Raw genomic sequence first — 24,550 nt, 5'->3', positions numbered from 1 at the left:
GCGGCCGGCCCCCGCACAGCACACTGCCGGTGGCGGTAACCCGCCACCGGCAGCACCCCGTTACGCGTCCGCGTTACGAGGTGTGCGGGCAGTTGCCCCGGTACTCCTCGATGGTCAGGCTCGGCCGCGGCAGCGGGCAGAGGAACTGCTCGTAGCGGGTGTCGTTGTCGATGAAGCGCTTCAGCCACGAGATGCTGTACTTCGCGATGGTCGTGTTGGGGCTGTTCGGCGTGAAGTGGCTCGCGTTGTTGAGCTCCAGGTACGCCTTGTCGAGCGAGCCGGGCAGTGACTCGTAGAACGGCTCCGAGTGCGAGTAGACCGGGGCGACCGAGTCGCCGTCGGCGCCGATCACCAGCGTGGGCGTGCGCAGTTCGGGCCAGGTCTTGTCCGTGTTCCACCCGGTCAGCGGGATCGCCGCCTGCAGGGAGGGCCGGTCCTTGGCGGCCTCGAGCGTGCCGCCGCCGCCCATGGAGTGGCCCATGACGCCGAGCCGGGAGGTGTCGATCCGGCCGCGGACGGAGCTGCGCTCCGTCAGGTAGTCGAGCGCGGCGAGGAGTTGGCGGCCCCGGCTGTCGGGCTGGTCGTAGACCGAGTTGGTGTCGATGGTGAAGACCACGAAGCCCTGCGAGGCCAGCCGCGGGCCGAGCCAGGCGATGCTGGACTGCCGGGCCGTGAAGCCGGGCGAGATGGCCACGGCGCCGAACGTGCCGTCCGAGGTGGACGTCGGGTAGTAGATGGTGCCGCCGCCGAAGCCGCTGACCACCCACGAGGAGACGGACGTGTCCGAGACGGAGTACGGGCCCCTGGACGCCTCGATGCTCGACACGGTCGGGGCCGGGCCGCGCTCGTACGGGTTGTCGGCGGCCAGGGTGGCGGCGCCCGCGCTGTCGGCGGCCTGCGCGCCGGGGACCAGCGCTGTGCACAGGCCGACGGCCACCGCTGCCGCGGCCAGTGCGTGACGGAGCTTCCGGGTGCGGCTCCGGGAGGTGTGGGGGTGCTGCACGAGGGTGGTCCTCTCGGTCGTGGCGGAGCCACGCCGGAGTGACCGGCCCGTCGTCGCCAGGGGCCGGGGGGATGCACCGGGTGGATACCGCCGTGTTGATGGCGGTACCACCGTCGTGGCGCACCCGGTCGGCGCACATCGGCAAGTTCACCGGTCTTGGCGACCCGGCCGCGCGGCGGCCGGGTCGCCGGGAAACCCTCAGCGGACCGGGTGGCCCGCCTCCCGCAGCGCGTCCTTGACCTGCGAGACCCGCAGGTCACCGAAGTGGAACACCGAGGCGGCGAGCACCGCGTCCGCGCCCGCGTCGACGGCCGGGGGGAAGTCCGCGAGCCGGCCGGCGCCGCCGGAGGCGATCACCGGGACCGTCACGTGCTTGCGCACGGCGGCGATCATCTCGGTGTCGTAGCCGTCCTTGGTGCCGTCGGCGTCCATCGAGTTGAGCAGGATCTCGCCGGCCCCCAGCTCGGCGGCGCGGTGGGCCCATTCGACGGCGTCGATGCCGGTGCCCCGGCGGCCGCCGTGCGTGGTCACCTCGAAGGAGCCCTCGGGGGTGCGCCGGGCGTCGACGGAGAGCACGAGCACCTGGCGGCCGAACCGCTCGGCGATCTCGCGGATCAGCTCCGGCCGCGCGATCGCCGCCGTGTTGACGCCGACCTTGTCGGCGCCCGCCCGCAGCAGCTTGTCGACGTCCTGAGCGCTGCGCACGCCGCCGCCGACGGTGAGCGGGATGAAGACCTGCTCGGCGGTGCGGCGCACCACGTCGTAGGTGGTCTCCCGGTCGCCGGACGAGGCGGTGATGTCGAGGAAGGTCAGCTCGTCGGCGCCCTCCGTGTCGTACAGCTTGGCCATCTCGACGGGGTCGCCCGCGTCGCGCAGGTTCTGGAAGTTGACGCCCTTGACCACCCTGCCGTTGTCGACGTCCAGGCAGGGGATCACCCGTACCGCGAGAGTCATGCGGCACCTCCATCGGTCTCGGCCGGCCGGTACGCCTCGACCTCGACCTCGACGACCAGCGAGGGGTCGACGAAGCCGGAGACCACGAGCATCGACGCGGCCGGCCGGACCGCGTCGAAGATCTCCTTGTGCGCGCGCCCGATGTCGTCCACGTCGCGGGCGTGCGTGAGGTACATCCGGGTGCGTACGACGTCCTCGACGCCGAGCCCGAGCTGCTTCAGCGCGTCGATCGCCACGCCGAAGGCGGTGATCGTCTGCTCGTACGGGCTGTCCGCGGCGATCTCGCCGCCGACGGTCGACGTACAGCCGGAGACCAGGACCAGACCGTTGGGGAGCTGGACGGCGCGGGAGTAGCCGAAGGGCTCCTCCCAGGGGCCGCCCGAGCTCACCCGGCGCACGGAACCGGTCATGCGGACACCGCCGCGAGGGCCTCCTCGAGCGTGAACGCCTTGGCGTACAGGGCCTTGCCGACGATGGCGCCCTCGACCCCGTCGGGAACCAGGGACGCGAGGGCCCGCAGGTCGTCCAGGGACGAGACGCCGCCGGAGGCGACGACCGGCTTGTCGGTCGCCGCGCAGACGTTCTTCAGCAGTTCGAGGTTGGGGCCCTGGAGGGTGCCGTCCTTGGCGATGTCGGTGACGACGTACCGGGCGCAGCCCTCGGAGTCGAGACGGGCGAGGGTCTCGTAGAGGTCGCCGCCGTCACGGGTCCAGCCGCGGCCGCGCAGGGTCGTGCCCCGTACGTCGAGACCGACGGCGATCTTGTCGCCGTGCTCGGCGATGACCTTGGCGACCCACTCGGGGGTCTCCAGGGCGGCGGTGCCCAGGTTGACGCGGCGGCAGCCGGTGGCGAGCGCGGCCGCCAGCGAGGCGTCGTCGCGGATGCCGCCGGACAGCTCGACCTTGATGTCCATGGCCCCGGCGACCTCCGCGATCAGCATGCGGTTGTCACCGGTGCCGAAGGCGGCGTCCAGGTCGACGAGGTGCAGCCACTCGGCGCCGGCGCGCTGCCAGGCGAGCGCGGCTTCGACGGGGGAGCCGTAGGACGTCTCGGTACCGGACTCGCCATGGACGAGACGGACGGCCTGGCCGTCGCGGACGTCGACTGCGGGAAGGAGTTCAAGCTTCGGCATCAGAGCGTCTCGATCCAATTCGTCAGCAGCTGGGCGCCGGCGTCGCCGGACTTCTCGGGGTGGAACTGGGTGGCCCACAGGGCGCCGTTCTCGACGGCGGCGACGAACGGCTCGCCGTGGGTGGCCCAGGTGACCTGGGGGGCGCGCATGGCCGGGTTGGTGACCTGCAGGCCCCACTCGTGCACGGCGTAGGAGTGCACGAAGTAGAACCGGGCGTCGGCGTCCAGTCCGGCGAACAGCTCGCTGCCGGCGGGGGCGTCGACGGTGTTCCAGCCCATGTGCGGCACGACGGGCGCCTTGAGCGGGCCGACGGTGCCGGGCCACTCGTCGAGGCCGTCCGTCTCCACGCCGTGCTCGATGCCGCGGGCGAAGAGGATCTGCATGCCGACGCAGATGCCCATGACGGGGCGTCCACCGGACAGCCTGCGGTCGATCACCCACTCGCCGCGGGCCTTCTTCAGGCCGTCCATGCAGGCGGAGAAGGCGCCGACGCCGGGCACGAGCAGCCCGTCGGCGTTCATGGCGCGGTCGTAGTCACGGGTGATCTCGACGTCGGCGCCGACCCGGGCGAGCGCGCGCTCGGCGGAGCGGACGTTGCCGAACCCGTAGTCGAAGACGACGACCTTCTTGCGTGGAGTGGTTGTGGTCATCCCCAGATCCCCTGAATCCGCATCACGCCGGCGACCAGACACATCGCGGAGGCCCCGGCGAGCAGCACGACCGGGCCCTTCGGCATCTTCTGCTTGGAGAACGAGTACACACCGCCGGCGAGGAACAGCCCGACGACGATGAGAACGGTCGACAGGCCGGTCACAGGGCGCCCTTCGTGGAGGGCAGAATGCCCGCCGCGCGCGGGTCGCGCTCCGATGCGTACCGCAGGGCGCGGGCGAGCGCCTTGAACTGGCACTCCACGATGTGGTGGGCGTTGCGCCCGTACGGGACGTGGATGTGCAGCGCGATCTGGGCCTGGGCGACGAACGACTCGAAGATGTGCCGGGTCATCGTCGTGTCGTAGCTGCCGATCATCGGCGCCATGTTCTCCGGCTCGGTATGCACCAGGTACGGGCGGCCCGACAGGTCGACGGTGACCTGGGCGAGGGACTCGTCCAGCGGCACGGTGCAGTTGCCGAAGCGGTAGATGCCGACCTTGTCGCCGAGGGCCTGCTTGAAGGCGGCGCCCAGCGCGAGGGCGGTGTCCTCGATGGTGTGGTGCGTGTCGATGTGCAGATCGCCGTCGGTCTTGACGGTGAGGTCGAAGAGGCCGTGCCGGCCGAGCTGGTCGAGCATGTGGTCGTAGAAGCCGACGCCGGTGGCGACGTCGACCTGGCCGGTGCCGTCGAGGTCGATCTCGACGACGACCGAGGTCTCCTTGGTGGTCCGCTCGACCCGTCCTACGCGGCCGCTCATGAACTGTGCTCCTTCTTGATCGCGCGAACCGCATCGAGGAACGCGTCGTTCTCTTCGGGCGTGCCCGCGGTGACCCGCAGCCATCCCGGTACGCCGTTGTCGCGGACCAGCACCCCGCGGTCGAGGATCCGCTGCCACACCGCGTGGGCGCCGCCCTCGCCGTCGAACCGGCCGAACTGCACGAAGTTGGCGTCGGACTCCGTGACCTCGTAGCCGATGGCCCGCAGCTCCACGACCAGCCGGTCCCGCTCGGTCTTCAGCTGCTCGACGTACCCGAGCAGCGTATCGGTGTGCTCCAGGGCCGCGAGCGCGGTGGCCTGGGTGACGGCGGACAGGTGGTACGGCAGCCGCACCAGCTGGACGGCGTCGACCACGGCGGGGTGCGCGGCCAGGTAGCCGAGGCGCAGTCCGGCGGCGCCGAAGGCCTTGGACATGGTCCGGGAGATCACCAGGTTGGGGCGGCCCTCGATCAGCGGCAGCAGCGACGGTCGGTGGCTGAATTCCACGTACGCCTCGTCGACGACGACCAGCGACGGCTTCGCCGCCTGCGCGGCCTCGTACAGGGCGAGGACCGTGGCGGCGTCGACGGCGGTGCCGGTCGGATTGTTCGGCGAGGTGATGAACACCACGTCCGGCCGGTGCTCGGCGACGGCCGCGCGGGCCGCGGCGACGTCGATGGTGAAGTCGTCGCCGCGCGGGCCGGAGATCCAGCCGGTGCCGGTACCGCGCGAGATCAGGCCGTGCATCGAGTACGACGGCTCGAAGCCCATCGCGATGCGGCCGGGTCCGGCGAAGGTCTGCAGCAGCTGCTGGATGACCTCGTTGGAGCCGTTGGCGGCCCACACGTTCTCGCGGGCGACCGGGTGGCCGCCGGTACGGGTGAGGTAGCGGGCCAGTTCGGTGCGCAGTTCGACCGCGTCCCGGTCGGGGTAGCGGTTGAGCTCGCGGGCCGCGTCGCGCACCCGCTCGGCGATCCGCTCGACCAGCGGCTCGGGCAGCGGGTACGGGTTCTCGTTGGTGTTCAGCCGGACGGGCACGTCGAGCTGGGGCGCGCCGTACGGGGACTTGCCGCGCAGCTCGTCGCGGATGGGTAGCTCGTCCCAGGGGGACATGGGGGTGCTGCCGATGTCGGTCACTGGCCCGGCACCTTCCATCCGAAGCGGGCCTTCATCGCGGCTCCGTGCGCCGGCAGGTCCTCGGCCTCCGCGAGCGTCACCACGTGGTGGGTGACCTCGGCGAGCGCGTCCCGTGTGTAGTCCACGATGTGGATGCCGCGCAGGAACGACTGCACCGACAGACCGGAGGAGTGGCAGGCGCAGCCGCCGGTCGGCAGGACGTGGTTGGACCCGGCCGCGTAGTCCCCCAGGGAGACGGGGGCCCACGGACCGACGAAGACCGCACCCGCGTTGCGGACCCGGGCGGCGAGGGCGGCGGCGGCGGCGGTCTGGATCTCCAGGTGCTCGGCGCCGTAGGCGTTGACGACCTTGAGGCCGTCCTCGATGCCGGAGACGAGCACGATCGCGGACTGCCGGCCGGCGAGCGCCGGCTTGATCCGGTCCTCGACGTGCTTGGTCGCGGCGACCTGCGGCTCCAGTTCCCGCTCGACCGCTGCCGCCAGCTCCGGCGAGTCCGTGACCAGCACGGCGGCGGCCAGCGGGTCGTGCTCGGCCTGGCTGATCAGGTCGGCGGCGACGTGCACGGGGTCGGCGGTCGCGTCGGCGAGGACGGCGATCTCGGTCGGGCCGGCCTCGGCGTCGATGCCGATCCGGCCGGTGAAGTAGCGCTTGGCTGCGGCGACCCAGATGTTGCCGGGGCCGGTGACCATGTTGGCGGGCGGGCAGGACTCGGTGCCGTACGCGAACATCGCGACGGCGGTCGCGCCGCCGGCCGCGTACACCTCGTCGACGCCGAGCAGCGCGCAGGCGGCGAGGATGGTCGGGTGCGGCAGGCCGTTGCACTCCTTCTGCGCGGGGGAGGCCAGCGCGATGGACTCGACGCCCGCCTCCTGCGCCGGGACCACGTTCATGATCACGGAGGAGGGGTAGACCGACCGGCCGCCGGGCGCGTACAGACCGACGCGGTCGACCGGCACCCACTTCTCGGTGACGGTGCCGCCCGGGACGACCTGGGTGGTGTGCTCGCTTCGGCGCTGGGCGCGGTGGACGATGCGGGCCCGGCGGATGGACTCCTCGAGAGCGGCCCTGACCTCGGGGTCGAGCTGGTCGAGCGCCCTGGTCAGGGCGGCGGCGGGCACCCGCACCTGGTCCAGCTTCACGCCGTCGAATTTCTCCGCGTACTCGATCAACGCCGCGTCGCCGCGATGATGCACGTCCTCGCAGATGGGCCGCACCTTGTCCAGGGCGGCTTCCACGTCGAACTCGGCACGGGGCAGCAGGTCGCGCAGAGCGCCGCCCTCGGGGAGGGCGTCGCCACGCAGATCGATTCTAGAGATCACGCAACCAATTCTCGCAGACCGGAACCAACGCTTGTTTCCCGTATCAGTGGCTGATACAGGACCCAGGAGTTGACCATCACCACTAGCGTTCAGGCCGTCACTCAGCGGGAAGAACAGCTGTACGAGCCAACGAAGCGGAGGGGCGGCAGTGACCGAGCCGCTGGACGACGGGCCTCCGGACGGGCTGAGCCCGACCGAGCTGCACATGTGGAACGCCTTCAGAAACGGAAGCACGCACGACCTCAGCGACACCGATCCCCTGCTGAACGATCCTTTCTCGCCCCTGCCCTGGGGCCCCGAGCGCAGTGTCCGCGCGTCCATCGTGGCGCGGCTGCTGCTGAACGCCCCGGCCGCGAGGCCGGGGCGGGTCGCCGCGCTCAAACTGCGCGGGGTGCAGATCACCGGCACCCTCAAACTGGCCGGCGGCAGCATCGCGCCGTACGTGGAGCTGCACGGCTGCCGCTTCGAGAACGAGCTGCTGATGCCGGAGGCGCACTTCACCACCGTGCGCATGGTCAGCTGCGCGATACCGAGGATCGAGGCGGCCAGGCTGCGCACGGAGGGTGATCTCCATCTGCCGCGCTGCCGCGTCGACCACGGCATCCGGCTCACGGACGCCCAGATCGGCACGGACCTGCTGATCAACCAGATCCATGTGCGGCCGGACCGCCGGGGCCGGGCCATCACCGCCGACGGACTGTCGGTCGCCCAGGACCTGCAGGCCGAACTGATCGAGACGTACGGCGAGTTCAGCCTTCGCGGGGCGAAGGTCGGCGTGTCGCTCAGCCTGCGCGGCAGCCGGCTGCGGGCCGCGGCGGAGCGCCGCGCGCTGAACGCGCCGCAGTTGAGCGTGGAGCGCACGCTCTACATGACGGGGGCCTGGGTGAGCGTGGCCACCGGCAACCAGGGCGCCACTCCCCCGTTCGGCACCACCACGTCGTACGGCAGCCCGGAGCGCGGCTCGCGGCTGCAGCCCTTCGAGTGCCACGGCGGCGTCCGCCTCGACGACGGCCGGTTCGGGGACGCCGTCGACCTCCAGCGGGCGCGGTTCGTGCTCAGCCCGCGCGAGGAGCTGTCGCTGCGCCGGATCTCCACCCCCGAACTGCGGTTCAACGCGGAACGGCCCGAAGAGGGCCGGGTCGTGCTCAACGGCGCCAAGGTCGTGACCCTGATCGACCTGGCGGCGAGCTGGCCCGGCCCCGGCGGCCTCGCGATGGGCGGCTTCGTCTACGAGAACCTGGTGCCGTACGAGGAGTTCCCGCTGTCGCGGCGGCTGGAGTGGGTGGCCTCCGCGACGCCGGAGTACTCGCCGGAGCCGTACGAGCGGCTCGCGACCGTGCTGCGCAACACCGGGGAGGACGCGGACGCCCGGGAGGTGCTGCTGGCCAAGAACCGCCGCCGCCGGGAGACGCTGCCGCTGGCCGGGAAGCTGTGGGGATATCTGCAGGACTGGACGGTGGCGTACGGCTACCGGCCCGGCCGGGCGGCGCTGTGGATGGCGGTGCTGTGGGCGGCCGGCGCGGTCGCCTTCGCCCAGATCGCCCCGCCGCCCATCAAGCCCGCCGAGCACCCGGAGTGGAATCCGGCGCTGTACGCCCTCGATCTGCTGGTGCCGGTGATCAATCTCGGCCAGGACGGCCACTGGCGATTACAGGGCGGATGGCAGTGGGCCGCCGCCGTACTGGTGCTGCTGGGCTGGATTCTCGCGACGACGGTGGCGGCAGGGGCGACACGGTTGCTGCGTCGCGGCTGAGTCACTTTCTTTACCGTCTCTTGACTTCCATGAGGACAACCATCCGGTTACCCGTGCGGTTGCCACCAAAGCTTCACAGGCGCCCTCTGGCGCGACGCTCACCTGCGGCTTTTCAATGGTCCGCACCATGCCACTGCTTCGCGCCCTGATCCGTACCACGCGCATGATCCGACATGTGCCACGGCTCGCCGACGCCCTCACCCCCGCGGGGGCCGTGCTGCTCGACGCCCCCGACGACAGGCTTGCCCCGGTGCTGGTCGCGGCCGCCGCCGGGGAGCACGAGCCGGCCGCGAGACTGCTGGCCACCACACGGGAATCGGCCGAATGGGAGAACCGCGACCGGTACGTCGTACGGCTCGGCGCCTTCGCCCGCAACCGGGACGAATGGCTCGGCCGCTGGCTCGCCGACTCCCCCCGCGACCCGGACGTCCTCGTCCTCAAGGCCGAGCTCGCGGTCCGCACGGCCTGGGAGTCGCCCGCCCGCGCCGAGCTGCTGCGCGAGCTGGCCCCGCTGATCGACGCGGCGGCGCAGGCGGAGCCGGGCGACCCCGTGCCCTGGCGGATCGCCCTCGACCACGCACGCGGCACGCATGCCACGCACACGGCGTTCGAGTCGCTGTGGGAGCAGGCGGTGCGCCGCTCCTCGCACCACTACGGCTGCCATGTGGCGGCGCTGAAGTATCTCTCCGCCCAGTGGTACGGCTCCCACCGCGAGTGCTTCGACTTCGCGGAGAAGGCCGCAGAGGACGCCCTGCCCGGCTCGCTGGTGCAGGCGCTGCCGCTGCGGGCGGCGTGCGTCCAGCTGCTCAGCGGGACGGCGCGGACGTCCGTGCAGGACGACCGGATCGACGCGGCGGCGGACCTCGGGGTCGAGCTCTCCCGCGAATACGGCCCGGGCGACCCCTGGCCCGCCGAGGTACGGAACCTGCTCGCGTACGTGCTGGTGGCGCGGGGACGCTGGGAGGAGGCGCTGACGCAGTTCCGGCTGATCGGCCCGTACGCGACGTCCTTCCCGTGGTCGTCGGTGACCGAGGACCCGCTGGACCGGTTCCTCAGGACCCGGGACGGCGCACGGGTCGAGGTCGCGGCGGCGACACCGCTGCCGCCGCGGCTGGGGCGGGCGGCGCACTGGGCACGGCGGCCGGAGCGCGGGCGCGGAGGACCGGCCACGGCGGCCGGACGGTAGACGGCGCAAGGGAGCGGCCGCCCTTGCCGGCACCGGTCGCGGGGGGAGACACCGGCCCGGTCGCCCGACCATTACTCTTGAGCGCTGTGACCACCGCTCGCCTGCCGCTCTTCCCGCTGAACTCGGTTCTGTTCCCGGGCCTTGTGCTGCCGCTGAACATTTTCGAGGAGCGTTATCGCGCCATGATGCGCGAGCTGCTGAAGACGGGCGAGGAGGAGCCGCGACGCTTCGCCGTGGTCGCCATCCGGGACGGACGCGAGGTCGCGCCCGCCGCGCCGGGAATGCCCGACGCGACAGCCGTCACGGAGCGCGGCCCCGCCGCCGGCTTCGGCCCCGACCCGGCCCAGGCGTTCCACCGGGTCGGCTGCGTCGCCGACGCGGCGACCATCCGAGAGCGCGGGGACGGCAGCTTCGAGGTGCTCGCCACCGGCACGACCCGCGTCAAACTGCTGTCCGTCGACGCCGGCGGCCCGTACCTCACGGCGGAGCTCGAGGAGCTCCCCGAGGAAGCGGGCGAAGGCGCGGGGACCTTGGCGGAAGGCGTGCTGCGAGCCTTCCGCAGCTACCAGAAACGGCTGGCGGGAGCGCGGGAGCGGTCGCTGTCGACGGGCGCGGAACTGCCCGACGACCCGTCGGTCGTCTCCTACCTCGTCGCCGCGGCGGCGGTGCTCGACACCCCCGCCAAGCAGCGACTGCTCCAGGCGCCGGACACGGCGACGCGACTGCGCGAGGAGCTGACGCTGCTGCGGGCGGAGACGGCCGTGCTGCGGCATCTGCCGTCGCTGCCGGCCGTCGACCTGACATGGCGGCCGACCAGCCCCAACTGACGCGAGGAGTCCCTGCCTTGGCCAAGAACGCGACGAAGAAGACGAAGAAGCAGGCGGGCGGCACACCCGCGACGGTCGCCCTGACGGCGGCGGGCACGCCGTTCACCCTGCACGCCTACGACCACGACCCGTCGTCCCCCTCCTACGGCGAGGAAGCCGCGGAGGCGCTCGGGGTCTCCCCCGACCGCGTCTTCAAGACCCTCGTCGCGGACGTCGACGGCGTCCTGACGGTCGCGGTCGTCCCCGTCGCCGGCCAGCTCGACCTGAAGGCCCTGGCAGCGGCGGTCGGCGGCAAGCGGGCGGCGATGGCGGATCCGGCGGCGGCGGAACGCACGACGGGTTACGTCCGCGGCGGCATCTCCCCGCTGGGGCAGCGCAAGCGGCTGCCGACGGTGGTCGACGCGTCGGCGTCGGCGCACGGGACGGTGTGCGTGTCGGCGGGCCGCCGCGGCCTGGAGGTCGAGCTGTCCCCCGCCGACCTGGCGTCTCTGACGTCGGCGACGCTCGCGCCGATCGCGCGTCCGTAGCGCAGGCGCCTGCTGCGCGGGGGCGTGTTCCCCACCCCGCCCCTTCCCGCACCGGGGCAAGCCCCGGACCCGTGCCGGGCTCCGCCCGGCCCCGGTACCGCGCTCCGCGCGATGGCCTCACACGCCGGCCGGGCTGGATATGCCGCTTCCGCGGCAACCAGCCCTGGCCGGACACATCCAGCCCCACCGGCGCCTGAGGCGCGGGGTTCGGGACAGCGCCCCGACAAGACCGGCCAACCCAGCCCCGCCGGTACTTGAGGCGCGGGGCTCGGGGCGGCGGAGCCCCGACAAGACCGGCCAACCCAGCCCCGCCGGCGTTTGAGGCGCGGGGTTCGGGCAGAGCCCGGTTTCGGGAAGGGGCGGGTAGGGGAACACGCCCCCGCGGGGAAACGTCACTGCGGAGCCGGCCGCGCCTCCGGCCAGTCGTCCGGCTCCGGGTCGCGCGGCCCGAACAGCGCCGTCAGCCCCAGATGCACCAGCATCGCCGCCACCGGCCACGCCAGCAGCACCCCCTTCGCCCGCAGCTCCAGATACGCGTCGAAGGTGACCCCCTCGCCGACCTCCCGCGCGTGCGCCACCACGTCCCGCGGCGGGCCGAACCACACGCCGATGCCCCAGCCCAGCAGGGAGGCGAGCAGGCCGCCGACCGCGAGGGCGACGACCAGGGCGATGCCGCCGTTCCGGCGGAAGAGGAAGACCGCCGCCGCACTCAGCGCGCCGAGACCGACCGCCAGCAGCAGGAACATACCGTCCGCCCCGATCGCCGCCTCCCCCTCCGTGTCCTTGAGGAAGACGCCCTCCGCGTTGGAGACCAGCGGCACCCGCGGGGCCAGCCACAGCCACAGCAGGCCGAGGGCCACGCCGGCGAGGGTCACGACCACGAGGATCAGCGCGGAGTCCCGCAAGTCCTTCCGGAGCTCCGCGGCCGCCGCGGCCTTGTCCTCCGCCGTCCGGTGCGCGTACATCGATGACGGCCCCGGCCCGGCAGGCGGCGCCTGCCAGGGATTGTTCTCCGAGGAGGGCTCGTGGGGCTGGTGCGGCGGCGTCAGAGGTGCGGTCACCCCGCCATCGTGCCAGGCCCGCTCTGACGGCGCCTCATCGGACTGCCGCCCGCCGGTACGCCCACGTCGCGACCGCCAGCGAGACGACTCCGACCGCCGCGCAGACCGCGAGATCGAGGCCGACGGCGGCCCAGTCCGGGTTCGCGTCGAAGGTCCGGGCCATGGCCTCGACCCCGTAGGTGGAGGGCAGCAGATCCCGGGCGTACGGGATGGGCCCCGGCAGCCGGTCGGCCGGGAGGACACCGAGGAGCAGCGCCGCCGACATGCCGAGCTGCCCGAGCAGCGTGGCCAGCTCCTGGCGCGGCGCCAGGAGCCCGAGGGCCGCGCCGAGACCGGCGAGCGCAGCACCGGCCAGCGGGATCACCGCGACCAGCACCCATAGGTGCGTGAGCGGCAGCTGGAAGAGCATGCTGCCCGCGATGGCCGTCACCACGGTGCCGGGCACGGTGAAGGAGGCGTAGGCGGCCGCCGCGCCGAGGACGACGGCGGCGGGCGGCACGGGGAGCGTCGCGTAGTGGTCGAGGCCGCCGCCGGCGCGGAGCTGCCCGAAGTACTGGGCGAGCAGGTTGAGCGCGACGAAGGCGACGACGAGCACGCTGGCTCCCGCGACGACCGCGCGCGCCTCCGTTCCGCCGTCGACGACGCCCCGCATCAGCACCATGATCCCGACGGACTGGAAGGTCGCGACGAACAGCAGCGGGATGCGGGCGACCCGCGCCCGCGACAGCTGCGCCCGGTACACGGCGGCCAGCGCCGGCAGCAGCCGCGCCCGCGGAGCGAGTTCCGCGGGCGTCTCCTCCGCCGCCACCTCCGATCGCGCGGCCACCGCCCCGGCGGACTCCGCGGACACGATGCTCACGCCTTGACCAGCCCTTTCGTCGTGTTCCCTCCGAGTGCCAAGTAGACGTCCTCCAGGCTCGGCGTGGCCAGCGTGAAGTCGTCGAGCGCCGAGAACGCCGCTCCGCCGGTCACCGCGGCGACGGCCGCCCGTGCCTCCTCCGGCCCGAGCCGGAGGACCCAGCGTCGCCCGGACTCCTGGGCGGAGCCGCGCAGCGCGGCGACCTCGGGCACGTCGAGCGGGGGACGGTCGCGCCACACCAGCTCGACCCGCACCTCTCCGGCGACGTTCTCCTTCAGCCCGGACGGGCTGTCGCAGGCGATGACCCGGCCGCGGTCGAGGACGGCGACGCGGTCGAGGACGGTCTCCGCCTCGATGACGTTGTGGGTGACGAGCAGCACGGTCACGCCGTGCTCGGCGCGGCGGCGGTCGACGGCGGCCCAGACGGCGCGCCGTGCGACAGGGTCCATCCCGGTGGTGGGCTCGTCGAGCACCAGCACGGGCCGTTTCCCGACGAGGGTCGCGGCGAAGCACGCGAGCCGCCGCTGTCCGCCGGACAGCTTCTTCAGCGGGCGGCCGGCGAGGCCGGTGAGGCCGAGCTCGTCGAGGACGTCGTCCCGCGCGGCGCGTGCGTCGCGTGCGGTCAGTCCGCGCAGCCGGCCGGTGGTCTCCGCGGCGAGCGCGACGGTCAGCTCGTCGAGCGCGGTGGACTCCTGGCCGAGGTAGCCGACGAGCCGGGAGGCGCGCTCCGGGTGGCGTACGAGGTCGTGGCCGAGGAGCCGGACGCTGCCCGAGTCGGGGCGCATCAGTCCGGTGAGCTGTCGCACCAGGGTCGATTTGCCCGCCCCGTTGGGTCCGAGCAGGCCGAAGATCTCGCCACGCCGCACTTCGAGGCTGATCCCGTCGGTGGCACGCACCTCGGGTGTCCCGGGGGTGCCCCGTCTGCCGCGCGCGGCGGGGTACGTCTTGACCAGATCCCGCACCACGCACACCGTACTCACGAGGTACGAGACTACGGGGTCCGTCCGCCCCGGATGCCCTCGGGCCCCGAGTGCTCTCCCGTCGGGCCGTGCTCGGCGGCGGTCCGCACATCGATCTCGCGCCAGAATCCGGCCCGGATCGCATACCGGTCGTGCTCGTCGATCTGGTCGTCCTTGTGCGCCAGCAGCCCGAAACGGGCGGCGTAGCGCAGCAGTTCGCCGTCGATACGGTGCGGGATACGCGGATAGAGCGTGGACAGGCTCTGCACATGCCCGTTCTCCGGCAGCCGCTCCATCCAGCGCCGCGCGAACACCTGGCCGACCTCGAACGGGTCGCCGCCGACGGTGGTGATGTCCTCCTCGCGGTCGGCCCAGCGCTGTTCCGCGCTGGTGAGCTGGGCCAGGGTCGGCAGGGACGCCGTCTCCGGGGGCTCGCCGAGCGTTCCGCTGCCGGGCCGTTCGATCCAGCCCTTGTCGGAGGACCAGCGCAGGGTGGCGTTCGGCGGGTGGGCTGCGGCGGGCGGGGCGGTCTGCGGGCCGGGGGCGCGCAGTGCGGCGAGGTCCTTGGGGGTGGGCACGCCCTTGGCGGGGGCGGGCGCGGGCGCGGCGCCGTTGTCCTCGGGGGCGGCCGTGCGGGCGCCGTTGCGGGCGGCGTCCTCGGCGCGCTCGGCGGCCGCGGCGAGGGCGGACTCGGGCAGGGGCGCCGACAGGATGGCCGCGATCTCGGGCCGGGGCACCGGCGGGGGCGCGCAGACGCCGGTCAGTTCCTTGGCCCGTACGGCCCGGGTGATCCACACCCGGTCGAGCACCCGGCGTTCGTCGGCCTCGGCGACGAGGTCCTCGGACTGGTTGTAGTCGCCGTCCGCGGCCTGGACGGCCCAGAGGTGGACGGCGACGCCGTGCTCCTTGGCCGACATCAGTCCGGGCAGCAGGTCGCCGTCGCCGGTCACCAGCACGACGTCGGAGCAGGCACGGTTCCTGGCCAGTTCGGTCAGTTCCGCGTGCATCGCCGCGTCGACGCCCTTCTGCGCCCAGCGGCCGTCGCTGCGGGTCAGGGCGCCGAGCCGGACGGTCACGCGGGGCATCACGCGCAGCCGCCGGTGTTCTGGCTGGGGGACGCGGTCGGGGGCGCCGTCGAACCAGTAGATACGGAGCAGGGGCCGCTGGGTGTCGGCTTCCGCGAGTTCGCGCAGGCCCTGGATGAGAGCGGCGTGGTCGACGGTGATCCGCGATCGGGCGGGCTCTCCGGCGAGCAGGCTGGCGGCGGCGCCCAGCAGATAGCCGGCGTCCACCAGGACGACGCAGCGGTCCACGCGTACCACCCTCTTTCGCGAGCTCACGGTGCTTCGGATCGGGGATTGTTCCGGCTTTCCTTCGAGTCTGCCCGACCACGAGAGGGTTAACGGCCGGAACTCGATCATCGGCGTGGCGGACCGGTCCCCTCCCCCGGTACCGAGCGGCGATTACGGTCCGCGATGATCCAAAATGCGATGGTTATAGGCTTATGTGAGTCTGGTCGCGGCCCGCCCCAGGGCAGGCCCTCGACCCTCACAGGAGGCATCCCATGGCCAAGAACAAGAAGCAGGAACGCAGTCAGAACAAGTCCTCTCCCGCGGAGCGCGGCTCCCAGCAGGCCCGCAGCTCCTCGATGGAGGCGCAGGCCGAGCAGCGGGCGCAGTCGGTCACTCCGTCCGACGTGGCCCACAAGGGCCGGCAGAAGCGCTTCGGCCACAACTGACCGGACTGCCTTGACGCATGACGCGTAACGCCAGAAGGGGCGCTCCCGTGACGACGGGAGCGCCCCTTCTGCGTGTGCCGCGGTCCGCGCGGGACGCGGGTCCGGTCAGCCGGCCAGGCAGGACGGGCCGAGCAGTACCTTCAGGTCGCCGAAGAGCGCGGGGTCGGGCTGCACCCGGTGCCGGTCGAGCCGCAGGACCGTGGTCTTGCGGGGGCCCTGGAGCTTGATCCGCACCTCCGTGTTGCCCTTGTGGTGGCTGAGGATTTCGCCGAGGCGGCTGACCATGGGCGGGGTGACCTTGACCGTCGGGATCGTCACCACCACGGGCGCGTTGGTGCCCGCGGAGGACAGGTCGGGGACCATGAGCTCCATCGCGACCAGCCGCGGGATGTCCTCGCGCTTGTCGAGCCGGCCCTTGACGAACACCACGGTGTCCTCGACGAGCTGGGTGGAGACGAGCTGGTACGTCGCCGGGAAGAACATGCACTCGATGGAGCCGGCGAGGTCCTCGACGGTGGCGATGGCCCAGGCGTTGCCCTGCTTGGTCATCTTGCGCTGCAGGCCGGAGATGATGCCGCCGATGGTGACGACCGCGCCGTCGCTGTGCTCGCCGCCGGTGAGCTGGGAGATCGCGGCGTCCGTCTTGTCGGAGAGGACGTGCTCGATACCGAAGAGCGGGTGGTCGGAGACGTAGAGCCCGAGCATCTCGCGCTCCTGCGCGAGCAGATACGACTTCTCCCACTCGATGTCGGAGAACTCGACGTCGAGTCCGAAACCCGGCTCGTCGCTCGCCTCCTCGCTCATGCCGCCGAAGAGGTCGAACTGCCCCTCGGCCTCCTTGCGCTTGACCGCGACCACGTTGTCGATCATCGGCTCGTGGTGGGCGACGAGGCCCTTGCGGGTGTGGCCCATCTCGTCGAAGGCGCCCGCCTTGATGAGCGACTCGACGGTGCGCTTGTTGCAGACGACGGCCTCGACCTTGTCGAGGAAGTCGGGGAAGGAGCTGTACTTCCCCTTCGCCTTGCGGGTCCTGATGATCGACTCGACCACGTTCTGCCCGACGTTGCGCACGGCGGTGAGGCCGAAGAGGATCACGTCGTCGCCCTGGGCGGCGAAGTTCGACATGGACTCGTTGACGTTGGGCGGCAGGACCTTGATGCCCATGCGCCGGCACTCGTTCAGGTAGACGGCCGACTTGTCCTTGTCGTCCTTGACCGAGGTGAGCAGCGCCGCCATGTACTCCGCGGGGTGGTTGGCCTTGAGGTACGCCGTCCAGTAGGAGACCAGGCCGTACGCGGCGGAGTGGGCCTTGTTGAAGGCGTATCCGGCGAAGGGGACCAGCACGTCCCACAGCGCCTGGATGGCCTCGTCGCTGTAGCCCTTGTCCCGGGCGCCCTGCTGGAAGAGGACGAAGTTCTTCGCCAGCTCGTCGGGCTTCTTCTTGCCCATCACGCGGCGGAGGATGTCGGCCTCGCCGAGCGAGTAGCCGGCGATGATCTGGGCGGCCTTCTGGACCTGCTCCTGGTAGACGATCAGGCCGTAGGTGACGTCCAGGACCTCCCTGAGCGGCTCCTCCAGCTCCGGGTGGATCGGCGTGATCTCCTGCTGCTTGTTCTTGCGCAGGGCGTAGTTCGTGTGCGAGTTCATGCCCATCGGGCCCGGGCGGTAGAGCGCGGACACGGCGGAGATGTCTTCGAAGTTGTCGGGCTTCATCAGCCGCAGCAGGGAGCGCATCGGCCCGCCGTCGAACTGGAAGACGCCGAGGGTGTCACCGCGCTGGAGCAGTTCGAAGGTCGTGGGGTCGTCCAGCGGGAGGGAGAGCATCTCCAGGTCGATGCCCTTGTTGGACTTCACCATCTTGATGGCGTCGTCCATGATCGTGAGGTTGCGCAGGCCGAGGAAGTCCATCTTCAGCAGGCCGAGCGACTCGCACTGCGGGTAGTCCCACTGCGTGATGGTCACGCCGTCGGTGTGCCGCACCCAGATCGGGGCGTGGTCGACGATCGGCTCGCTGGACATGATCACGCCGGCCGCGTGGACGCCCATCTGCCGTACCAGACCCTCCACACCGCGCGCTGTGTCGATGACCTTCTTCACGTCCGGCTCGTTCTCGTACATCGCCCGGATCTCGCCCGCCTCGCTGTAGCGCGGGTGGGTGGGGTCGGTGATGCCGTTGAGGTCGATGCCCTTGCCGAGGACGTCGGCGGGCATGGCCTTGGTGAGCCGGTCGCCCATCGCGTACGGATAGCCCAGCACGCGGGCGGAGTCCTTGATCGCGTTCTTCGCCTTGATCTTGCCGTACGTGCCGATCATGGCGACCTTGTCGGCGCCGTACTTCTCCGTCACGTACCTGATCACCTCGACGCGCCTGCGCTCGTCGAAGTCGATGTCGACGTCGGGCATGGAGACGCGCTCGGGGTTGAGGAACCGCTCGAAGATCAGACCGTGCGGGATCGGGTCGAGGTCGGTGATGCCCATCGCGTACGCCACGATCGAGCCGGCCGCGGAGCCACGGCCGGGGCCCACCGCGATGCCGTTGTTCTTGGCCCACATGATGAAGTCGGCGACGACGAGGAAGTACCCCGGGAACCCCATCTGGATGATGACGTCCATCTCGTACTCGGCCTGCTTCTGGCGGTCCTCGGGGATGCCGTCCGGGAAGCGGCGGTGCATGCCGCGCTGGACTTCCTCCTTGAACCAGGTGACCTCGGTGTGGCCCTCGGGGATCTCGAACTTCGGCATGAGGTCGCGCTTCTCGAACATGCCGGTGGTGTCGATCTGCCGGGCGACCAGCAGGGTGTTGCGGCAGCCCTCCTGCCAGGCGTCGGAGGAGTCGATGGCGTACATCTCGTCCGTCGACTTCAGGTAGTAGCCCGTGCCGTCGAACCGGAAGCGGTCCGGGTCGGAGAGGTTCTTGCCGGTCTGGATGCACAGCAGGGCGTCGTGCGCGGTCGCCTCGTGCGCGTACGTGTAGTGGGAGTCGTTGGTCACCAGCGGCGGGATGCCGAGCTTCTTGCCGATCTCCAGCAGTCCGTCGCGGACGCGGCGCTCGATCTCGATGCCGTGGTCCATCAGCTCCAGGAAGTACCGGTCCTTGCCGAAGATGTCCTGGTACTCGGAGGCGGACTTGAGGGCCTCGTCGAACTGGCCGAGGCGCAGCCGGGTCTGCAGTTCGCCCGAGGGGCAGCCGGTCGAGGCGATCAGGCCCTCCGACCACTGCGAGATGGTCTCCTTGTCCATCCGCGGCCACTTCTGCAGCCAGCCCTCCGCGTACGCGTCGGAGGACAGCCGGAAGAGGTTGTGCAGGCCCGTGGAATTCGCGGCCCAGATCGTCTTGTGGGTGTAGCCACCCGAACCGGAGACGTCGTCCCGCTTCTGGTGCGGCTGGCCCCACTGGATCTTGCGCTTGTTGCGCCGGGACTCCGGGGCGACGTACGCCTCGATGCCGATGATGGGCGTGACCCCGGCCTTCTGCGCCGTGTGGAAGAAGTCGTACGCCCCGTGCAGGTTGCCGTGGTCGGACATGGCGATATGGGTCATGCCCATCTCGTTGCACGCCTCGAACATGTCCTTGAGCCGCGCGGCACCGTCCAGCAGCGAGTACTGGGTGTGGACGTGCAGGTGCGTGAAGGGCGGCTTGGTCACGGCGACGGGCCTCCGAAGAGCAGTGGGCGACAGGCTGCGGACAGTCCCGGGGGACAGCCTGGAAGTCTACGTCGCACCACTGACACTCCGGTCGGAAACCGCCGGGCCGCGAACCCTCCGCGAGGGCGTCGGCCGACCCTAGGGCGGGCCTCCCAGCGGCCGAGTCGCGGGCGGGCACTCCTACGTACCTTCGTACGTTGCACGGGGCGGAAACGCCGTTCCGTTCCGCCATGCACCAGGAGGCACCCCGAGATGCCGGTCCCGCAGCCCACCGCCGAGCAGCGCGGCGAGGAGATCCTCGCCGTCTTCGACACCGCCTTCGGCGAGCTCCTGGCCGCCGACCCGGCCGCCTTCCAGGTCAAGTTCCGCAAGATGGCGGCCTCGGCGTTCGCCTTCTACCGGGGCACGGCCTGCCTCTTCTACCAGGACCTGGAGCGGGAGCAGCACGCCGGCCCCTATCTGGACGAGCGGACGGGCCGGGTGTGGATCCACGGCGATCTCCACGCGGAGAACTTCGGCACGTACATGGACGCGGGCGGCCGGCTGGTCTTCAACGTCAACGACTTCGACGAGGCCTATGTGGGCCCGTTCACCTGGGACCTCAAGCGGCTGGCCGCCTCCCTCGCGCTGATCGGTTACACCAAGGCCCTCAGCGACGAACGGATCACCGAGCTGGTGCGGATCTGCGCCGCCGCCTACCGCGAGCGCATCCACGCGCTGGCGACCGGCGCCAAGGACGACGACGTGCCGCCCTTCACCCTGGACACGGCGGAGGGGCCGCTGCTCGGGGCGCTGCGCATGGCGCGCTCGCTGACCCGGTTCTCGCTGCTGGACTCGATGACGGAGATCCGCGACTTCGAGCGCCGGTTCGCCGCCGACGGCGGCGCGATCGAGCTGGACGCGGCCACCCGGTACAAGGTGCTGGCCGCCTTCGACGGCTATCTGGAGACGCTGCCCGAGTCCAGCCTGACCCGCCCCGACTCCTACCGGGTCAAGGACGTCGTGGGCCGGCGGGGCATCGGCATCGGCTCGGCCGGTCTGCCGTCGTACAACATCCTGCTGGAGGGCAACAGCGACGCCCTCGAGAACGACGTCGTGATCTACATGAAGCAGGCCCAGACCCCCGCGGTCTCCCGGCACATCTCCGACCCTCAGGTGCGCGGCTACTTCCGGCACGAGGGGCACCGCACGGTGATCTCGCAGCGCGCTCTCCAGGACCATGCCGACCCGTGGCTCGGCTGGACCGAGCTGGACGGTTCCGGCCAGCTGGTCGCCGAGGTCTCCCCGTACGCGGTGGATCTGGACTGGTCCGACCTCGACGACCTGGACGAGATCGCGGCCGTCGTGGCCGACCTCGGCCGGGCCACGGCGACCATGCACGCCGCCGCCGACGACGAGAGCGGCCACTCGCTGGTGCCGTTCTCGACCGAGCGGGCCATCGACGCGGCGATCGCCGCCGACGAGGAGGGCTTCGGCGACCTGCTCGTGGAGTTCGCGCACGGCTACGGAGCGAGGGCGCGGGCCGACCACCAGATCTTCGTGGACCTGTTCCGCAACGGCCGGATCCCGGGCCTGTAGGCCCCCGGACCTCGGCGAACCCCTTTAAGAGGCTCTTAAGGAACGCATGGCACACTCGGCGGCGATGGACAGGTACGGAACGCGGCTCAGGGGGCTGCGGGCAGCGGTCTTCACGGCACTGGTCGTGACGCTGTCCGCCGCCTCCCATGTGCTGCTGTCCGGCGCCCCGCTGCCGCTGACCACCGTCGCCCTCCTCACCGCGGCCGTGTTCGCCGTGGCGTTCGCGCTGTCGGGCAAGGAGCGCGGCTTCTGGCGCATCGCCGGACTGCTGATCCCACTGGAGCTGGCCGCGGACACGGTTTTCACCACGGGCCAGCACGTCTGCTACGGCCCCGCCGGCGGCCCGGTCTCCGGTTCGCTGCGCGCGGTGGGCCTCGACGTGCTGTGCGGCGGCGGCGAGCTCGGCGCGGTCCTGCCGGGCACGGCAGTGCCCGTGGACGACCAGGGGCTCGCGGCCGTGCTGCGCACCGCCGACCCGGCCCAGCCCTGGCTGCTGCTGGCCGCCCATGTCGGTGTCGGTCTGCTGGCCGCGGCCTGGCTGCGGCGCGGCGAGTCCGCGGTGGCCCGGCTGCTGCGGACGGCGGGCGCGTTCGCCTTCCGGCCGCTGCTGCTGGCCGTCGCCGCCGTGCACGGACCCGCCGCCCCCGGCCTCCCGGCGCAGCGCCCGGAGCCGTACGCGCCCCGCCCCGCGCGTACCCGCCCGCCGGTGCACTCCGTGGGACGGAGGGGACCGCCGCGTTCCGTCGCGCTCTGCGCCTGAACCGGAAGTCCCCCTCTCGCGTACATCCCTGATGTACGTCCCCACACGGAGTGAATGATCATGAGCAAGCGCAACAGCCAGGCCAACAAGTCGGCGGCCCGCGAGCGGCTGCGCCAGGAGCGCGAGCGTCAGGCCAAGAAGGACAAGGTCCGCCGGCAGCTGACGGTCGCGGGTTCGGCCGTGGTGGTGCTGGCGATCGCCGGCGGCGCCGGTTACGGCATCATGCAGGCCAACAAGCCGGGCCACTGGGAGTCGGTGGCCAAGCAGTCCGACGTCACCGCGCCGAAGAACGCTTCCGGCGACAACGGCACGACCGTCGTCATCGGCAAGGACAGCGCGAAAAAAACGCTGGAGCTGTACGAGGACTCCCGCTGCCCGGTCTGCGCGACCTTCGAGCAGGCGGTCGGCGAAACGGTCGAGAAGGACGTCGACGCCGGCAAGTACAAGATCAAGTACATCGGCGCCACCTTCATCGACAACGCCACCAACGGCGAGGGCTCCAAGAACGCGCTGAGCGCGCTGGGCGCGGCGCTGAACGTGAGCCCCGACGCCTTCCTCGACTACAAGGCGGCGCTGTACTCGGCCGAGTTCCACCCGGAGGAGAACGACGACAAGTTCGCCAAGGACTCCTACCTGATCGACGTCGCCGAGTCGGTGCCGGCGCTCAAGGGCAACGCGGAGTTCAAGAAGAACGTCGAGGACGGGACGTTCGACGCCTGGGCGATGAAGATGTCGGAGACGTTCGACAAGAGCGGGGTCACGGGCACCCCGACCCTGAAGATGGACGGCGAGAACGTGACCGCGGAGGGCAGCGACAACGCACCCATGACGGTGCCCGAGTTCACCGCGGCGATCGACAAGGCGCTCAAGGGCTGACCGTCCGCTGACGCCGGTTGCTGACGGCAGGCCGCTGACGGCCGGTCACTGATCCGCGCGCCCCGGGCCGCCGCCGGCGGTCCGCAGGGCAACACTCGGGTTGACCGCTCGGGATGGGCGGGCGAACTTTCTCCGTTCGCCCGCCCTTTCGACGTACTGATCAGTAGTCTGATCGGCCGTGACCAGTCGATCTTCCTCAACTCCCAGTCGCCGCACGGTCGTCAAGGCCGCTGCCGCCACTGCCGTCGCCGCCCCCGTCCTCGCGGGCGCCGTCTCCCCCGCCGCAGCCGCGGACCGGGCCCCCGCCTTCCTCCACGGCGTCGCGTCCGGCGACCCGTTGCCCGACGGCGTCCTGCTGTGGACCCGTGTCACTCCGAACCCCGAGGCGCTTCCGGGCTCCGGCCTCGGCGCCGCCACGGAGGTGGTCTGGGAGGTCGCGGAGGACAAGGACTTCACCCGGACCGTGGCCCGCGGCGCCACCACCTCCTCGGCCGCCGCCGACCACACCGTGAAGGCCGACGTACGCGGTCTGCGCCCGGCCACCTCCTACTGGTACCGCTTCACCGCGGGCCCGACCGTCTCGCCGGCCGGGCGCACCCGCACCGCCCCCGCCGCCGACGCGGCCACGCCGGGGGTGCGTTTCGGCGTGGTGTCCTGCGCCAACTGGGAGGCCGGCTGGTTCTCCGCCTACCGTCACCTGGCCGCCCGCGGCGACCTCGACGCGGTGCTGCATCTCGGCGACTACATCTACGAGTACGCGACCGGCGGCTACCCGGCCGAGGAGTACGTCGTACGGCAGCACGAGCCGAGACACGAGATCGTGACGCTCGCCGACTACCGGCTGCGGCACGCCACCTACAAGACCGACCCGGACCTGCGGGCGCTGCACGCCGCGCACCCGCTGATAGCGATATGGGACGACCACGAGCTGGCCAACGACGCCTGGTCGGGCGGCGCGGAGAACCACACGCCCGGCACCGAGGGCGAGTGGGCGGCCCGCGTCGCGGCGGCCAAGCAGGCGTACTTCGAGTGGATGCCGGTCCGCGCGTCCACCGAGGGCACGGTCTACCGCCGGCTGCGCTTCGGCAAGCTGGCGGATCTGCATCTGCTGGATCTGCGCTCGTTCCGCTCGCAGCAGTCGAGCATCGGCAACGGCGACGTGGACGACCCGGACCGCACGCTCACCGGACGGGCCCAACTGGACTGGCTGAAGGCGGGCCTCGCGGCCTCCGACGCCTCCTGGAAACTGGTCGGCACCTCGGTGATGATCTCGCCGGTCGCCTTCGGTTCCCTGCCCGCGTATCTGCTGGAGCCGATCGCCGAGCTGATGGGGCTGCCCAAGGAGGGTCTCGCGGTCAACGTCGACCAGTGGGACGGCTACACGGACGACCGCAGGGAACTGCTGACGCATCTGACGCAGCGCGGCATTCAGAACACCGTCTTCCTCACCGGCGACATCCACATGGCGTGGGCGAACGACGTCCCGGTCAGGGCGGCGACGTATCCGCTGTCGCGTCCGGCGGCGACGGAGTTCGTGGTGACGTCGGTGAGCTCGGACAATCTGGACGACCTCCTCCATGTCGCGCCGGGCACCGTCTCCCTGGTCGCGTCGGCCGCGGTGCGGGCCGCCAACCGGCATGTGAAGTGGGTGGACATGGACGCCCACGGCTACGGCGTCCTGGACGTGACCGCCGAGCGCTCCCAGATGGACTTCTACACGATCTCCGACCGGACGCGGCAGGACGCGACGTCGTCGTGGTCGCGGTCCTACCGGACCCTCAGCGGAACGCAGAAGGTCGAGCGGGTGAACCAGCCCGTGCACTAGGGGCT

23 protein-coding genes are annotated in these 24,550 nt (G+C 71.5%); 9 read left to right on the top strand and 14 right to left on the bottom strand.

Annotated elements, in window-relative coordinates; genetic code table 11:
• Window positions 1-73: 73 nt before the first annotated feature.
• The 9 genes from ACFYOP_RS09090 to hisD all read right to left on the bottom strand — a co-directional run bounded on the left by ACFYOP_RS09090 (window position 74) and on the right by hisD (window position 6,951).
• On the bottom strand, window positions 74-1,003 hold the full coding sequence (locus tag ACFYOP_RS09090) for an alpha/beta hydrolase (RefSeq protein WP_356891989.1): 930 nt from the start codon (window positions 1,001-1,003) through the stop codon (window positions 74-76).
• 198 nt (window positions 1,004-1,201) lie between these two features.
• Window positions 1,202-1,957: an imidazole glycerol phosphate synthase subunit HisF gene (hisF, locus tag ACFYOP_RS09085; protein ID WP_356891991.1), complete on the bottom strand. Its 756-nt coding sequence runs from the start codon at window positions 1,955-1,957 to the stop codon at window positions 1,202-1,204.
• Window positions 1,954-2,367 (bottom strand): RidA family protein, encoded by a 414-nt coding sequence (locus ACFYOP_RS09080; protein WP_356891993.1) that lies wholly within the window; start codon window positions 2,365-2,367, stop codon window positions 1,954-1,956. Before ACFYOP_RS09080 ends, hisF begins: the two co-directional genes overlap by 4 nt.
• Window positions 2,364-3,089 carry a bifunctional 1-(5-phosphoribosyl)-5-((5-phosphoribosylamino)methylideneamino)imidazole-4-carboxamide isomerase/phosphoribosylanthranilate isomerase PriA gene (priA, locus tag ACFYOP_RS09075; protein WP_356891995.1) on the bottom strand — a complete coding sequence of 242 codons (726 nt, stop codon included), beginning with the start codon at window positions 3,087-3,089 and terminating at the stop codon, window positions 2,364-2,366. The genes ACFYOP_RS09080 and priA overlap by 4 nt, the downstream gene beginning before the upstream one ends.
• Window positions 3,089-3,739 carry an imidazole glycerol phosphate synthase subunit HisH gene (gene hisH / locus ACFYOP_RS09070; protein WP_356891997.1) on the bottom strand — a complete coding sequence of 217 codons (651 nt, stop codon included), beginning with the start codon at window positions 3,737-3,739 and terminating at the stop codon, window positions 3,089-3,091. The genes priA and hisH overlap by 1 nt, the downstream gene beginning before the upstream one ends.
• Window positions 3,736-3,903: a hypothetical protein gene (locus ACFYOP_RS09065; RefSeq protein ID WP_356891999.1), complete on the bottom strand. Its 168-nt coding sequence runs from the start codon at window positions 3,901-3,903 to the stop codon at window positions 3,736-3,738. Before ACFYOP_RS09065 ends, hisH begins: the two co-directional genes overlap by 4 nt.
• Window positions 3,900-4,496, bottom strand: a complete 597-nt coding sequence (gene hisB / locus ACFYOP_RS09060; protein WP_356892001.1) for an imidazoleglycerol-phosphate dehydratase HisB — start codon at window positions 4,494-4,496, stop codon at window positions 3,900-3,902. Before hisB ends, ACFYOP_RS09065 begins: the two co-directional genes overlap by 4 nt.
• The gene (locus tag ACFYOP_RS09055) at window positions 4,493-5,608 is read right to left on the bottom strand and encodes a histidinol-phosphate transaminase (RefSeq protein WP_388451216.1); all 1,116 of its coding nucleotides are present in this window, start codon (window positions 5,606-5,608) and stop codon (window positions 4,493-4,495) included. Before ACFYOP_RS09055 ends, hisB begins: the two co-directional genes overlap by 4 nt.
• Window positions 5,609-5,628: 20 nt before the next feature.
• The gene (gene hisD / locus ACFYOP_RS09050) at window positions 5,629-6,951 is read right to left on the bottom strand and encodes a histidinol dehydrogenase (protein ID WP_356892005.1); all 1,323 of its coding nucleotides are present in this window, start codon (window positions 6,949-6,951) and stop codon (window positions 5,629-5,631) included.
• Between the two features lie 148 nt (window positions 6,952-7,099).
• On the opposite strand from hisD, the gene ACFYOP_RS09045 reads away from it, so the two are divergent.
• The 4 genes from ACFYOP_RS09045 to ybaK all read left to right on the top strand — a co-directional run bounded on the left by ACFYOP_RS09045 (window position 7,100) and on the right by ybaK (window position 11,244).
• Window positions 7,100-8,704: an oxidoreductase gene (locus ACFYOP_RS09045; RefSeq protein ID WP_356892007.1), complete on the top strand. Its 1,605-nt coding sequence runs from the start codon at window positions 7,100-7,102 to the stop codon at window positions 8,702-8,704.
• A gap of 115 nt (window positions 8,705-8,819) precedes the next feature.
• Window positions 8,820-9,890, top strand: a complete 1,071-nt coding sequence (locus tag ACFYOP_RS09040; RefSeq protein ID WP_356892009.1) for a hypothetical protein — start codon at window positions 8,820-8,822, stop codon at window positions 9,888-9,890.
• A gap of 86 nt (window positions 9,891-9,976) precedes the next feature.
• A complete protein-coding gene (locus ACFYOP_RS09035) occupies window positions 9,977-10,717 on the top strand; it encodes an LON peptidase substrate-binding domain-containing protein (protein WP_356892011.1) in 741 nt (246 codons plus the stop codon).
• Between the two features lie 17 nt (window positions 10,718-10,734).
• Window positions 10,735-11,244 (top strand): Cys-tRNA(Pro) deacylase, encoded by a 510-nt coding sequence (gene ybaK, locus ACFYOP_RS09030; RefSeq protein WP_388451155.1) that lies wholly within the window; start codon window positions 10,735-10,737, stop codon window positions 11,242-11,244.
• Window positions 11,245-11,636: 392 nt separating this feature from the next.
• Here ybaK and ACFYOP_RS09025 read toward each other — a convergent pair whose 3' ends face one another.
• The 4 genes from ACFYOP_RS09025 to ACFYOP_RS09010 are packed head-to-tail and all read right to left on the bottom strand — an operon-like array spanning window position 11,637 to window position 15,445.
• Entirely contained in the window at window positions 11,637-12,305 is a 669-nt protein-coding gene (locus tag ACFYOP_RS09025; RefSeq protein ID WP_356892015.1) for an ABC transporter permease, read from the bottom strand.
• Between the two features lie 34 nt (window positions 12,306-12,339).
• Entirely contained in the window at window positions 12,340-13,164 is an 825-nt protein-coding gene (locus ACFYOP_RS09020; RefSeq protein WP_388451152.1) for an ABC transporter permease, read from the bottom strand.
• Window positions 13,161-14,126 carry an ABC transporter ATP-binding protein gene (locus ACFYOP_RS09015; protein ID WP_356892149.1) on the bottom strand — a complete coding sequence of 322 codons (966 nt, stop codon included), beginning with the start codon at window positions 14,124-14,126 and terminating at the stop codon, window positions 13,161-13,163. Before ACFYOP_RS09015 ends, ACFYOP_RS09020 begins: the two co-directional genes overlap by 4 nt.
• Before the next feature lie 29 nt (window positions 14,127-14,155).
• Window positions 14,156-15,445 carry an NYN domain-containing protein gene (locus tag ACFYOP_RS09010; protein WP_356892151.1) on the bottom strand — a complete coding sequence of 430 codons (1,290 nt, stop codon included), beginning with the start codon at window positions 15,443-15,445 and terminating at the stop codon, window positions 14,156-14,158.
• A 242-nt stretch (window positions 15,446-15,687) separates the two neighbouring features.
• On the opposite strand from ACFYOP_RS09010, the gene ACFYOP_RS09005 reads away from it, so the two are divergent.
• Window positions 15,688-15,861 carry a hypothetical protein gene (locus tag ACFYOP_RS09005; RefSeq protein WP_356892017.1) on the top strand — a complete coding sequence of 58 codons (174 nt, stop codon included), beginning with the start codon at window positions 15,688-15,690 and terminating at the stop codon, window positions 15,859-15,861.
• Between the two features lie 105 nt (window positions 15,862-15,966).
• Here ACFYOP_RS09005 and dnaE read toward each other — a convergent pair whose 3' ends face one another.
• The gene (gene dnaE, locus ACFYOP_RS09000; RefSeq protein ID WP_356892019.1) at window positions 15,967-19,506 is read right to left on the bottom strand and encodes a DNA polymerase III subunit alpha; all 3,540 of its coding nucleotides are present in this window, start codon (window positions 19,504-19,506) and stop codon (window positions 15,967-15,969) included.
• A 252-nt stretch (window positions 19,507-19,758) separates the two neighbouring features.
• Between dnaE and ACFYOP_RS08995 the strand changes: the two genes are divergently transcribed.
• The 4 genes from ACFYOP_RS08995 to ACFYOP_RS08980 all read left to right on the top strand — a co-directional run bounded on the left by ACFYOP_RS08995 (window position 19,759) and on the right by ACFYOP_RS08980 (window position 24,545).
• Window positions 19,759-21,084: a DUF2252 domain-containing protein gene (locus ACFYOP_RS08995; protein ID WP_356892021.1), complete on the top strand. Its 1,326-nt coding sequence runs from the start codon at window positions 19,759-19,761 to the stop codon at window positions 21,082-21,084.
• Window positions 21,085-21,148: 64 nt separating this feature from the next.
• A complete protein-coding gene (locus ACFYOP_RS08990; protein ID WP_356892023.1) occupies window positions 21,149-21,844 on the top strand; it encodes a hypothetical protein in 696 nt (231 codons plus the stop codon).
• Between the two features lie 60 nt (window positions 21,845-21,904).
• Window positions 21,905-22,720 carry a DsbA family protein gene (locus ACFYOP_RS08985; protein WP_356892025.1) on the top strand — a complete coding sequence of 272 codons (816 nt, stop codon included), beginning with the start codon at window positions 21,905-21,907 and terminating at the stop codon, window positions 22,718-22,720.
• A 178-nt stretch (window positions 22,721-22,898) separates the two neighbouring features.
• Complete coding sequence (locus tag ACFYOP_RS08980; RefSeq protein ID WP_356892027.1) at window positions 22,899-24,545, top strand: alkaline phosphatase D family protein; 1,647 nt, start codon at window positions 22,899-22,901, stop codon at window positions 24,543-24,545.
• Window positions 24,546-24,550 lie beyond the last annotated feature (5 nt).

The sequence above is a fragment of the Streptomyces sp. NPDC006294 genome (assembly GCF_042870895.1).
In the GTDB taxonomy this organism is placed as follows: Bacteria; Actinomycetota; Actinomycetes; order Streptomycetales; family Streptomycetaceae; genus Streptomyces.
Note: the sequence above shows the minus strand (reverse complement) of the source record. Positions and strands in the feature narration are given on the sequence as shown.

Excerpts from the sequence above, each read along its gene's own strand:
- hisB (WP_356892001.1), bottom strand. The coding sequence starts at position 4,496 with ATGAGCGGCCGCGTAGGACGGGTCGAGCGGACCACCAAGGAGACCTCG.
- priA (WP_356891995.1), bottom strand. The coding sequence starts at position 3,089 with ATGCCGAAGCTTGAACTCCTTCCCGCAGTCGACGTCCGCGACGGCCAG.
- ACFYOP_RS09080 (WP_356891993.1), bottom strand. The coding sequence starts at position 2,367 with ATGACCGGTTCCGTGCGCCGGGTGAGCTCGGGCGGCCCCTGGGAGGAG.
- ACFYOP_RS09055 (WP_388451216.1), bottom strand. The coding sequence starts at position 5,608 with ATGTCCCCCTGGGACGAGCTACCCATCCGCGACGAGCTGCGCGGCAAG.
- ACFYOP_RS08985 (WP_356892025.1), top strand. The coding sequence starts at position 21,905 with ATGAGCAAGCGCAACAGCCAGGCCAACAAGTCGGCGGCCCGCGAGCGG.
- ACFYOP_RS08990 (WP_356892023.1), top strand. The coding sequence starts at position 21,149 with ATGGACAGGTACGGAACGCGGCTCAGGGGGCTGCGGGCAGCGGTCTTC.
- ACFYOP_RS08995 (WP_356892021.1), top strand. The coding sequence starts at position 19,759 with ATGCCGGTCCCGCAGCCCACCGCCGAGCAGCGCGGCGAGGAGATCCTC.
- hisF (WP_356891991.1), bottom strand. The coding sequence starts at position 1,957 with ATGACTCTCGCGGTACGGGTGATCCCCTGCCTGGACGTCGACAACGGC.
- hisH (WP_356891997.1), bottom strand. The coding sequence starts at position 3,739 with ATGACCACAACCACTCCACGCAAGAAGGTCGTCGTCTTCGACTACGGG.
- ACFYOP_RS09040 (WP_356892009.1), top strand. The coding sequence starts at position 8,820 with ATGGTCCGCACCATGCCACTGCTTCGCGCCCTGATCCGTACCACGCGC.
- ACFYOP_RS09005 (WP_356892017.1), top strand. The coding sequence starts at position 15,688 with ATGGCCAAGAACAAGAAGCAGGAACGCAGTCAGAACAAGTCCTCTCCC.